Source organism: Cellulomonas algicola (assembly GCF_003851725.1).
GTDB lineage: Bacteria > Actinomycetota > Actinomycetes > Actinomycetales > Cellulomonadaceae > Cellulomonas > Cellulomonas algicola.
On sequence record NZ_BHYL01000161.1, the window covers coordinates 1 to 10,760 of the forward strand.

General features: G+C 74.7%; 11 protein-coding genes. 9 read left to right on the top strand and 2 right to left on the bottom strand.

Annotation, left to right across the window (positions count from 1 at the left end; all coding sequences use genetic code 11):
- Positions 1–72 precede the first annotated feature (72 nt).
- The 6 genes from CTKZ_RS11150 (at position 73) to CTKZ_RS11175 (ending at position 6,207) form a co-directional block, all read left to right on the top strand.
- Positions 73–1,605 carry a hypothetical protein gene (locus tag CTKZ_RS11150; RefSeq protein WP_124343013.1) on the top strand — a complete coding sequence of 511 codons (1,533 nt, stop codon included), beginning with the start codon at positions 73–75 and terminating at the stop codon, positions 1,603–1,605.
- A gap of 61 nt (positions 1,606–1,666) precedes the next feature.
- Complete coding sequence (locus CTKZ_RS11155; RefSeq protein WP_124343014.1) at positions 1,667–2,089, top strand: pilus assembly protein CpaE; 423 nt, start codon at positions 1,667–1,669, stop codon at positions 2,087–2,089.
- A 48-nt stretch (positions 2,090–2,137) separates the two neighbouring features.
- Positions 2,138–2,437 (top strand): Asp-tRNA(Asn)/Glu-tRNA(Gln) amidotransferase subunit GatC, encoded by a 300-nt coding sequence (gene gatC / locus CTKZ_RS11160; protein WP_124343015.1) that lies wholly within the window; start codon positions 2,138–2,140, stop codon positions 2,435–2,437.
- Complete coding sequence (gene gatA / locus CTKZ_RS11165; protein ID WP_124343016.1) at positions 2,434–3,942, top strand: Asp-tRNA(Asn)/Glu-tRNA(Gln) amidotransferase subunit GatA; 1,509 nt, start codon at positions 2,434–2,436, stop codon at positions 3,940–3,942. Before gatC ends, gatA begins: the two co-directional genes overlap by 4 nt.
- On the top strand, positions 3,939–5,435 hold the full coding sequence (gatB, locus tag CTKZ_RS11170; protein WP_124343017.1) for an Asp-tRNA(Asn)/Glu-tRNA(Gln) amidotransferase subunit GatB: 1,497 nt from the start codon (positions 3,939–3,941) through the stop codon (positions 5,433–5,435). Before gatA ends, gatB begins: the two co-directional genes overlap by 4 nt.
- Positions 5,436–5,658: 223 nt before the next feature.
- The gene (locus CTKZ_RS11175; protein ID WP_124343018.1) at positions 5,659–6,207 is read left to right on the top strand and encodes a GNAT family N-acetyltransferase; all 549 of its coding nucleotides are present in this window, start codon (positions 5,659–5,661) and stop codon (positions 6,205–6,207) included.
- 22 nt (positions 6,208–6,229) lie between these two features.
- On the opposite strand, the gene CTKZ_RS11180 is transcribed toward CTKZ_RS11175, so the two are convergent.
- The gene (locus tag CTKZ_RS11180) at positions 6,230–6,823 is read right to left on the bottom strand and encodes a TetR/AcrR family transcriptional regulator (RefSeq protein ID WP_160142888.1); all 594 of its coding nucleotides are present in this window, start codon (positions 6,821–6,823) and stop codon (positions 6,230–6,232) included.
- A gap of 95 nt (positions 6,824–6,918) precedes the next feature.
- Here CTKZ_RS11180 and CTKZ_RS11185 point away from each other — a divergent pair, with 95 nt between their 5' ends.
- The 3 genes from CTKZ_RS11185 (at position 6,919) to CTKZ_RS11195 (ending at position 9,846) form a co-directional block, all read left to right on the top strand.
- Positions 6,919–7,989, top strand: coding sequence for a hypothetical protein (locus tag CTKZ_RS11185; RefSeq protein ID WP_124343020.1), 1,071 nt, complete (start codon positions 6,919–6,921; stop codon positions 7,987–7,989).
- Between the two features lie 68 nt (positions 7,990–8,057).
- Complete coding sequence (locus tag CTKZ_RS11190; protein ID WP_160142889.1) at positions 8,058–8,930, top strand: aminoglycoside phosphotransferase family protein; 873 nt, start codon at positions 8,058–8,060, stop codon at positions 8,928–8,930.
- A gap of 145 nt (positions 8,931–9,075) precedes the next feature.
- Positions 9,076–9,846 carry an endonuclease/exonuclease/phosphatase family protein gene (locus CTKZ_RS11195; RefSeq protein ID WP_235843444.1) on the top strand — a complete coding sequence of 257 codons (771 nt, stop codon included), beginning with the start codon at positions 9,076–9,078 and terminating at the stop codon, positions 9,844–9,846.
- A 49-nt stretch (positions 9,847–9,895) separates the two neighbouring features.
- Here the strand turns inward: CTKZ_RS11195 and CTKZ_RS11200 are convergent.
- Positions 9,896–10,760: cryptochrome/photolyase family protein (locus tag CTKZ_RS11200; protein WP_200829712.1), on the bottom strand; the 865-nt coding region annotated here is incomplete at its 5' end.

Sequence of the window (10,760 nt, forward strand, 5' to 3'; positions counted from 1 at the left end):
CCCGGCGACGGGTGCGTCGCGGGGCCGGTCGAACCGCCCTCGCGGATTGACGCCGTCCTCTAGCGTGCGCGTATGGCCGGCGGCATGCAGGAGGTCACGTTCGACGAGGGTGAGCCGCGCACCGACGCCGTGCCGCCCGAGCCGGTGCGGTCAGCGTCGGCCCGGCGACGGGTCGTGGTCGCCGTGGGGGTCGTCGTGGTCGCGGCCCTTGTCGCCGTCGGAACCCAGCGTGTGCTCGACGAGCGCCGCGCGGAGGCCGACGCGACGCTCGCCGCGCGTCACGCGGACGCCGCCGGCGTCGTCGCACCCTTCGACGCCGGTGTGCGCGCCCACCCCGGACCGGCGCCCGACGTCCGGACGGAGTCGCTCGCCACCGTCGACGGCACGATGGTCGGGCTGCGCCAGCGTGACGGCTGGAGCCTCGTCGGTCTGCACCCGGACGACTGGTCGTCGCGGTGGGAGACCCCCGTCCCCCGCGTGCTGCCCCGGGAACGGCCGTACTGGATCGAGGACGAGGACCTCGACGCGCTCGCGGGCCCACGCGACATCGACCCCCTGGCCGTGGCGGGGGCGCTCGACGGCGACCCGTGGTGCGTCCGCGCAGGCGGTGACCGGCCGCTCGCCGTCTGCGGGCTCCAGTACGGCGCTCTCGTCCTGGGTGCCCCGCTGTCCTCGACGTGGTGGGTCGTCGACGCCACGAGCGGCGAGGTCGTCCGCACGGGAACGGCCGGGCCGGCCGAGTGGGTCGGCATGACCGGCGACGCCCTCGTCCGCGTGCACGGGATCGACACCGCGGGCCACGACGCCGGCTCCGAGAGGCCGGCGGGCTGGGCGGTCGAGGCGACCGACCCGGCCACCGGCGACACGCGGTGGACGTGGGACGCGCCCCCGACCGACGCCCCGTCGGACTCCCCGTCCGCTGCCGGCACACCGGGTGACCCGGAGGCGATGCCCTCGGTCGTGCTCGGCACGACCCGCCTGGGCCGTGTGCTGGTCTGGCTCGGGGAGACGGCGTGGGTGCTCGACCACCACGGTCGGGTCGTCGAGGAGGTGAGCGTCCCCCAGGGTGAGGGCGTCGCGCTCGGGCGGAACGGCCGCGCCGGGCTGGTCGGCGGCCGCGTCACGGGTGACGACGGATTCGTCCGGCAGGAGACCCTCGCGCAGGTCGCGATCGACGACGGCACGCTCCCCGACGACGTGCTCGTCATGCGCAGCGGGCTCGCCGGTGCGGACATGATCGTCCGGTCGTCGGACGGGCGCGACCGGTGGATCAGCCCGCTCCCGCGCCTCCCGCTCGCCGTGCTCGACAGCGACGTCCTCGTCCGCACCCACACCGGCCTCGCGCGGCTCGACGGCCCCGACGGCACGGTGGTGTGGTCGGTCGAGAGCGGTGTCGACGCCGACGTCGTCGTCACCGACGGCCGGACGCTCCTCGTCCGCGTGGGCGACACGCTGCGCGCGCTGGCATGGTCCACCGGCGAGGTCGAGTGGGAGCGGACGCTCGCCGACGTGGGCCTCGCCGGGGAGATCCGGTCCGTGCGCCTCGACCCCGCCCTGCGCCGGCTCGTCGCGTCGTTCGACGACGAGCTGCGTGTCCTGCCCTGACCCGTCCCCTCCGTCGTGCCGGCCGGGTGCCGTCGCAGGCAGCCCGGACGATACTGGACTCATGATCTCCGTCGACCTCGCGCTCCTCCTGCGGGGGGCCGGCCTGCGCTGGCACCCCGCGTCCGGCGACCGCTTCGCCGTGATCCAACCCGAGATGGCGGGCGAGGTGTTCACGATCTCCGAGATGACGATCGAGGCGCACCACTACCCGACGGGCACGATCCTGGGCTTCAACGGGACGACGGAGTGGGCGCTCGACTCGGTCGCGCAGGAGGACGCCGTGTGGCTCCCGCGCGAGGACCAGATGCGCGAGCTCCTCGGCGGCACGTTCCGCAGCCTCGCCCGGTCGACCGACGGCACCTACCAGGTGCTCGTGGAGCGCCCGGGCCACCCCGAGCTGGTGTTCACCGCCGACTCGGCCGAGGAGGCCTACGCGGACGCCCTGCTGTCCCTCGTGACGGCGGCGGTCGAGCGAGCGGGGTAGTGCTGCGCGCGGGTCTGCCGGGATGCCCCAACGTCTAGACTCTCGGGCATGTCCACCCTCTCTCGCGACGAGGTCGCGCGCGTGGCGGGGCTGGCCCGGATCGACCTGACGCCGGCGGAGATCGACCGCCTCGCCGGCGAGCTCGACGTCATCGTCGAGTCGGTCGCCCGCGTGAGCGAGATCGCCACGCCCGACGTGCCGGCCACCAGCCACCCCCTGCCGCTGACCAACGTGTTCCGCCCCGACGTGCCGGTCGCCCCGGTGGACCGCGACGCGGTGCTCGCCGCCGCGCCCGCGTCGGAGGACGGCAAGTTCCTGGTCCCGCAGATCCTGGGGGAGGACGCGTGACCGCCGACCTGACGCGGCTGTCCGCCGCGGACCTCGCGGACCGGCTGGCCGCCGGCGAGGTGTCCAGCGTCGAGGCTACGCAGGCGCACCTCGACCGCATCGCGGCCGTCGACGGCGCGGTGCACGCGTTCCTGCACGTCAGCGCCCACGAGGCGCTCGCGACCGCGGCCGACGTGGACGCGCGCCGTGCCGCAGGCGAGGACCTGCACGCGCTCGCGGGCGTGCCGATCGCGGTCAAGGACGTCGTGGTGACGAAGGGCCTGCCGACGACGGCCGGCTCGAAGATCCTCGAGGGGTGGGTGCCGCCGTACGACGCGACGCTCGTCGAGCGGATCAAGGCGGCAGGGCTGCCGATCCTCGGCAAGACCAACATGGACGAGTTCGCGATGGGCTCGTCGACCGAGCACTCGGCCTACGGCAACACGCACAACCCGTGGGACCTGGACCGCATCCCCGGCGGCTCGGGCGGCGGGTCCGCCGCGGCCGTCGCGGCCTTCGAGGCGCCGCTCGCCATCGGCACGGACACGGGCGGCTCGATCCGCCAGCCGGGCGCCGTGACGGGCACGGTCGGCGTGAAGCCGACGTACGGGTCGGTGTCACGGTACGGGCTCATCGCGATGGCGTCGTCGCTCGACCAGGCCGGCCCGGTGACCCGTACGGTCCTCGACTCGGCGCTGCTGCACGAGCTCATCGGCGGGCACGACCCGCTCGACTCGACGTCGATCCCGGAGCCGCTGCCGCCGCTCGTCGAGGCCGCCCGCCAGGGCGCGACCGGCGACCTGACGGGCGTGCGCGTCGGCGTGATCCGCGAGCTGCAGGGCGAGGGCTACCAGCCGGGCGTGCTCGCGCGGTTCCACGAGTCGCTCGACCTGCTGCGCGCCGCGGGTGCGGAGATCGTCGAGGTCTCCTGCCCGCACTTCGAGTACGCGCTCGGCGCGTACTACCTGATCATGCCGAGCGAGGCGTCGAGCAACCTGGCGAAGTTCGACGGCATGCGCTTCGGCCTCCGGGTCGTGCCGGAGGACAACCCCACGGCGGAGCGCGTCATGGCCGCGACGCGTGGCCAGGGCTTCGGTGACGAGGTCAAGCGCCGCATCATCCTCGGCACGTACGCGCTGTCGGCGGGCTACTACGACGCGTACTACGGCTCGGCGCAGAAGGTCCGCACGCTCATCCAGCGGGACTTCGACGCGGCGTTCGCGCAGGCGGACGTGCTGGTGTCGCCGACGGCCCCGACGACGGCCTTCAAGCTGGGCGAGAAGCTCGACGACCCGCTCGCGATGTACCTCAACGACGTCGCGACCATCCCCGCGAACCTCGCGGGCGTGCCCGGCCTGTCGCTGCCGAACGGCCTCGACGACGGCCTGCCCGTCGGCTTCCAGGTGCTCGCGCCCGCGAAGGCGGACGACCGGCTGTACCGCGTCGGCGCCGCGCTCGAGACGCTGCTCGAGAAGGAGTGGGGCGGCCCGCTGCTGGCCCAGGCCCCGGAACTGGAGACCCGATGACCACGCTCGTGGACTACGACGAGGCCGTCACGCAGTTCGATCCCGTCATCGGCATCGAGGTGCACGTCGAGCTCGGCACGCGCACGAAGATGTTCGACGGAGCCCCCGCGGGCTTCGGCGAGGAGCCGAACACGTCCGTCACGCCCGTGTCGCTGGGCCTGCCGGGCTCGCTGCCCGTCGTGAACGGCACCGCGGTCGAGTACGCGATCCGCATCGGCCTGGCGCTGAACTGCCAGATCGCCGAGACCTGCCGGTTCGCGCGGAAGAACTACTTCTACCCGGACGTCCCGAAGAACTTCCAGACGTCGCAGTACGACGAGCCCATCGCGTTCGAGGGCTGGGTCGACGTCGAGCTCGAGGACGGGTCGACGTTCCGCGTCGAGATCGAGCGCGCGCACATGGAGGAGGACGCGGGCAAGAACACCCACGTCGGCGGCGCGACGGGCCGCATCCACGGCGCCGAGTACTCGCTCGTCGACTACAACCGCGCGGGCATCCCGCTCGTGGAGATCGTCACGAAGCCGATCACGGGTGCGGGGGAGCGGGCGCCCGAGGTCGCGCGCGCCTACGTGCAGACGCTGCGGGACCTGTTCCGCGCGCTCGGCGTGTCCGAGGCCCGCATGGAGCGCGGCAACGTGCGCGCCGACGTCAACGTGTCGCTGCGGCCGACGCCCGAGTCGGCGCTCGGCACCCGCACCGAGACGAAGAACGTCAACTCGTTCCGCTCGATCGAGCGCGCGGTGCGGTACGAGATCTCGCGGCAGGCGGGGGTCCTGAACGACGGCGGCGCGATCGTCCAGGAGACGCGCCACTGGCACGAGGACACGGGCACGACGACGTCCGGCCGCGTGAAGTCGGACGCCGAGGACTACCGCTACTTCCCGGAGCCGGACCTCGTCCCGATCGCGCCCGACCGCGCGTGGGTCGAGGAGATCCGCGCGACGCTGCCCGAGCTGCCCGCGGCCCGTCGCCGTCGGCTGCAGACCGAGTGGGGCTACGCCGACGCGGAGATGCGCGACGTCGTCAACGCCGGCGCCGTCGAGCTCATCGAGGCGACCGTCGCGGCCGGTGCGTCGCCCGCTGCCGCCCGCAAGTGGTGGATGGGCGAGCTCGCCCGCACCGCGAAGCAGCAGGAGGTCGAGCTCGAGGCGCTGCCGATCACGCCCGCGCAGATCGGTGCGCTGCAGAGGCTCGTCGACGACGGGCGGATCAACGACAAGCTCGCACGCCAGGTGCTCGAGGGCGTGCTGGCCGGCGAGGGCGAGCCCGAGGCCGTCGTCGTCGCGCGCGGGCTCGAGGTCGTCTCCGACGACGGTCCGCTGCTCGCCGCGATCGACGAGGCGCTGGCCGCGCAGCCCGACATCGCCGAGAAGATCCGGTCCGGCAACCTGGGCCCGGTCGGCGCGATCATCGGCGCCGTCATGAAGGCGACGCGCGGCCAGGCCGACGCGGGCCGCGTGCGCGAGCTCGTGCTGGAGCGCGTGCAGGCCTGACCAGGACGACGACCGCGGGGCCGGTCCGGTGCGCACCGGGTCCGGCCCCGCGGCGCGTGCGGGCCGCGTCCTCGTCGGCGGTGCGGTCACCGTGCGACGACGCCGCGCGCTGACGTCGTGCGGTGCGGCGCGGTCGGCGCGCTGCAACACGGGGGTCACACGGCCTCCCTACGATGCGAGAGACGCGCCGCCGAACCGGGCGCAGACGGGAGACGACCGGGCGATGGAGAAGCCGACGCTGCAGGGCGAGATGATCGTGCTCCGGCCGATCCGCGCCGACGACGCGGACGCGATGTGGGACATGCTCGCGGACCCGGAGGGCAACCGGCTGACGGGCACCACCGCGACGTTCACGCGCGAGCAGGTCGACGCGTGGGCCGCGAGCCGCGCGACCGCGGAGGGGCGCTACGACTTCGCCGTCACGGCCAACGGCAGCGACGAGTTCCTCGGCGAGATCGTGCTCAACGACATCGACGAGGTCGTGCGCAGCGCGAACCTGCGGCTGTCGATGCGGCCGGCCTACCGCGGTCGCGGGTACGGGACCGAGGGCATCCAGCTCGTGCTGGGCTTCGCGTTCGACGGGCTCGGCCTGCACCGTGTCGAGCTCGACGTGCTGAGCATCAACGCCCGCGCCAAGTCGCTGTACGAGAACATCGGCTTCCGCGTCGAGGGGCGCCGGCGCGACGCGTACCGCGACGGGGACGGGTGGTGCGACGCGATCGTCATGTCGATCCTCGAGGACGAGTACCGCGCGACGCAGATCGCGCCCTGACCGCCGGGCCTGCCGGCCGCGGTCAGCGCGGCAGGTAGCGCTCGACGGCCGCGAGGTACGCCTCGCCGTCGAAGTCGCGGGCGACGGTCGACTGGATGACGTACCCCTGGACGGCGGCGAGCAGCAGCGGGACCTGCTCGGTGCCGAGCGCGTCGGCCTCGTCGGGCAGGGCGCCGTGCGTCCGCTGGTGCCACAGCGACACGTACCCGCGCAGCGCCGCGGCGAGGCGGTCGACGGTGCCCACCGCGAGGTCCGCGATGTCGGGGTCGGTGACGGCCTCGCCCCACAGCTGCAGGAGGACCGCGGGGTCGCCGACCTCGCGCCGGATGGCATCGACGAGGACGCGGACGACGCCGGGCGGCGGAGTCATGGGTGTGGTGCTCGCGAGCGCCTCGATGTCGCCGAGGCGGGCACCGACGATGCGCGACGCGACGCCGACGACGAGCGCGCTCTTGCTGGGGTAGTGGCCGTAGATGGCCCCGGCGGACAGGCCGGACTCGGCGATGATGTCGGCCATCGACGTCGCCTGGAAACCGGTGCGGCGGAACGCGCGGAGGGCGGCGTCCGCGATCTCGTCGCGGCGGGCGGCGCGGTACTCCTCGGTCACCTTGGGCACGCCCGAGCATAAAAACGAATGAACGTTCTTGACAAGCGTGGTCGACGAGGTCCAGGCTCGACAGCGAACGAACATTCGTTTTTGAGGAGTCCATCATGTCCCGCACCGGCACCATCCCGCACACCCCGTGGGGGCACGTCGCCGCCGTCGGCGCCGCGCTCGCCGCCGTCCTCACCGTCGTCGCGCTCGCGTTCCTCTGGCCGTCGGTCACCGCGGCACCGCACGACCTCCCCGTCGCGGTCGCCGGCCCACCGGCCGCGGCCGAGCCGTTCGTGCAGGGGATCGAGGCCCAGGCGCCCGGCGTCTTCGACGTCGTCCCGGCCGCCGACCGGGCCGCCGCCGCCCGGCTGGTCGACACCCGCGAGGCCTACGGTGCGGTCGTCCTCGGGCCCGAGCCGGAGGTGCTCACGGCGTCGGCGGCCAGCCCGATGGTCGCGCAGCAGCTCGCGACCCTCGCGACGACGCTCCAGGCGCAGCTCGCCGCCGCGACCGGGGAGCCCGTCACGGTGACGGTCACCGACGTCGTCCCGCTCGGCGCGGGCGACCCGCGCGGCATCGTCCTCGGCGCCGCCACGTTCCCGCTGGTCCTCGGCGGCATGCTCGGCGGGATCGGCATCGCGCTCACGGTCGTCGGCGTCCGCCGCCGCGTCGCGGCCGTGCTCGGGTACGCCGCGCTCGGCGGCCTCGCGATCACCGCGGTCCTCCAGTCCTGGTGGGGCGTGCTCGGCGGCTCGTTCTGGGTGACCAGCGGCGTCGTCGCGCTCACGATCCTCGCGGTCGCGTCGGTGATCGTCGGGTTCACCTCGCTCGTCGGCCGTCGCGGGCTCGCGATCGGACCGGTGCTGTTCCTGCTCGTCGCGAACCCGATCGCCGCCGCTGCGATGCCGTGGCAGATGCTCCCCGCGCCGTGGGGTGCGATCGGCCAGTGGCTGCCGCCCGGTGCGGGCGCGACGCTCCTGCGCGACACGTCGTACTTCCCGGCGGCGGACACGACCGCCCTGTGGCTCACGCTGACCGCGTGGGCGGTGCTCGGCCTGACCCTGGCGCTGCTCGGTCACCTCCGTGACACGGGTGCCGCGACCCGTGCGGCCCTGGCCGAGGCCGACGCCGAGGTGGAGGTCGCCGCCATGGACGCTGACCGCACGCCGCAGGTCGTGACCGCCTAGCGGGCTCACGCGGCCCCGGCGGCGAAAAGTCGCTGCTCCGTCGCCGTGCACCGTCCTACCGTCGGGCGGTGCACGACGACGAGCTGACCATCACCGCCGACCAGGTCCGCGCGCTGATCGCGGACCAGCACCCGCACTGGCGCGACCGCCCCGTCCGGCACCTCCCGCACCGCGGCACCGACCACGCCCTGTTCCGGCTCGGCGACGACCTCGCGGTCCGGATGCCCCGCATCCCGTGGGCGCGTGAGGCCGTCGACCGCGAGCACGCGTCGACCGAGCGGCTCGCGGGCCTCGTCGAGGTCGAGGCACCGGTGCCCGTCGCTGCCGGCGAGCCCGGGCACGGCTACCCGTGGCGGTGGTCGGTGGTCCGGTGGGTCGCCGGGGAGACGCCGGTGCGGCCCACCCCTGACCTCGCGCTCGACCTGGCCGGCGTCGTCCGGCGCCTGCGCGCGCTCGACCTGCCGGGTCGACGCAACGAGCGTCGCGGGCACCCGCTCGGCGACCTCACCGACCAGGTCGCCTCCGACGCCGAGGCCGTCCGCGACGAGGTCCCCGTCGACCTCGTCCAGCACGCGTGGCACGAGTCGTGCGCCGCCGAGCCGTGGGACGGGCGTGGCGTCTGGCTGCACGGCGACCTCGCGCCCGGCAACCTCGTCGTGCGGGACGGGCGGCTGGTCGGGCTGCTCGACTGGGGCGGCGCCGGGCTCGGCGACCCGGCCGGCGACCTCGGCCCCGCGTGGAACTTCTTCGACGCCCCGTCCCGCGCGGCGTTCCGCACCGCACTCGGCGACGACGACGCGACCTGGCTGCGCGGACGCGGGTGGGCGCTGCGCCAGGCGCTGCTGCAGCTCCCGTACTACCGGACCCGGTACGTGCCGCTCGCCGACCACGCCCGCGCGACGATCCGCGGCGTCCTGGAGGACGCCGGCCTCGCGACGTGACGACGGCACCGCCCCGGCGCTCGGCGCGACGGCTGCGCAGGACCGCGCCGGGTGTCGTCGGGCAGCATGAGGGGATGCCGCCCGTGCCTGACGTACCGCCGGACTTCTACGGTGCGCTCGTCGAGTCGACCGTCCTCGTCGTGACGTGGAACGTCTGGGGCCGGTACGACGACTGGAGGCGCGCGAGGCGGCCGTCGTCGCGACGCTCGCCGAGGTGCGACCCGACGTGGTGGTCCTCGCGGAGTCGTGGGCCACCGCGACCGACAGCCAGTGCGCCCGGCTGGCCGGCCCGCTCGGACTGCCGCACCACACGTTCAGCGGGGTGCCAGCGCAGGAGGACGAGAGCGCGCTCTCCGGCGTCGCCGTGCTGTCCCGGTGGCCGACGACGCGGACCGCGAGCCACACGTTCGGCGCCGCACGCGTCGAGGAGGTCGAGATCGCGGGCCCGCGTGGCGCGCTGCAGGTCTACGGCGTCGTCCTGGACGCCTGGTGGTTCGACGAGAGCGAGGCGCGGCAGGGCGCTGTCCGCGACCTGCTCGAGCACGTGCGGCACGCAGCCGACGAGCGGGTGCCGCTGATCGTGTGCGGCGACTTCAACTCCGACCCCGAGAGCGACGAGATCCGCATGCTCACCGGCAGGACGGCCGTGCCCGTCCCCGGGCTGTCCTTCTACGACGCCTGGGAGGTCGCGGGTGCGCGCGACGCGCCGGACCCCTCGGGCGCCACGTGGTCCCGCACCAACCCGCACGCGGCGATGCTCCTGTGGCCGGACCGTCGGATCGACTACGTGTTCTCGGCGACCCGTCGGCGCGGCGGCGTGGGGCACCCGGTCGCCACGCGCCTGCTCGGGAGCGAGCCCGTCGACGGGACGTGGGCGTCCGACCATCGGGCCGTGCTCGCGGACCTCCGCTACTGAGGTCGCCGACGAGGCGGGGCCGCGTGTCACCGCCCTGCCCGGCGCGGTGTCAGCGCAGCCGGCCGAACGCCTCGAGGGCGACCTCGCGCTCGGTGGCGTGGTCGACGACCCGCTGCGGGTAGTCCGGCGCGGCGCCGGAGGGGAGGCGCCACGGCTCGTGCACCGCGGCGCCCGGCACGTCGCGGAGCTCGGGCACCCACTGCCGCACGTACCGGCCGTCGGGGTCGAACTTCTTGCCCTGCAGCACCGGGTTGAAGACGCGGAAGTACGGCGCCGCGTCCCGGCCGGTGCCCGCGACCCACTGCCAGTTGAGCTGGTTCTGGGGGACGTCGCCGTCGACGAGCCACGCGAGGAAGTGCGCCGCGCCGCGCTGCCACGGCAGGTGCAGGTCCTTGACCAGGAACGACGCGGTCACCATGCGCACGCGGTTGTGCATCCAGCCGATCGCACGCAGCTGGCGCATGCCGGCGTCGACCAGCGGGTAGCCCGTGCGTCCGTCGCGCCACGCGTCGAAGAGCGCGTCGGCCGACGGGCCGCTCGCCCACGCGTCGTCCGGGACGACGTCGCGCAGCGAGGTGCGCGCCGCGTCGGGGCGGTGCCACAGCACGTCGGCGTGGAACTCGCGCCACGCGAGCTCCGAGCGGTACGACGCGACCGCCGCCGACCCGCCCGTCAGGTCGGCCAGCAGGGTGCGCGGGTGCACCTCGCCGTACTTGAGCGGGACCGACATCGTCGACGTGCCGTCGAGGTCCGGGCGGTCGCGGTCCGTCGGGTAGCGCGCGAGGTCGTCCGCGACGAACGCGGCCCACCGGTGCCGGGCCGCCGCCTCGCCCGCCCGGGGCAGGTCGACGTCCGTGCCGGGCGCGGCGGGCGGCCCGTCCGACGGCAGCGACGCCCACGGCACGGACCGCGGC

Coding starts and splice junctions, on each gene's coding strand:
- gatC (WP_124343015.1), top strand. CDS start 2,138: ATGTCCACCCTCTCTCGCGACGAGGTCGCGCGCGTGGCGGGGCTGGCC.
- CTKZ_RS11175 (WP_124343018.1), top strand. CDS start 5,659: ATGGAGAAGCCGACGCTGCAGGGCGAGATGATCGTGCTCCGGCCGATC.
- CTKZ_RS11185 (WP_124343020.1), top strand. CDS start 6,919: ATGTCCCGCACCGGCACCATCCCGCACACCCCGTGGGGGCACGTCGCC.
- gatB (WP_124343017.1), top strand. CDS start 3,939: ATGACCACGCTCGTGGACTACGACGAGGCCGTCACGCAGTTCGATCCC.
- CTKZ_RS11155 (WP_124343014.1), top strand. CDS start 1,667: ATGATCTCCGTCGACCTCGCGCTCCTCCTGCGGGGGGCCGGCCTGCGC.
- CTKZ_RS11150 (WP_124343013.1), top strand. CDS start 73: ATGGCCGGCGGCATGCAGGAGGTCACGTTCGACGAGGGTGAGCCGCGC.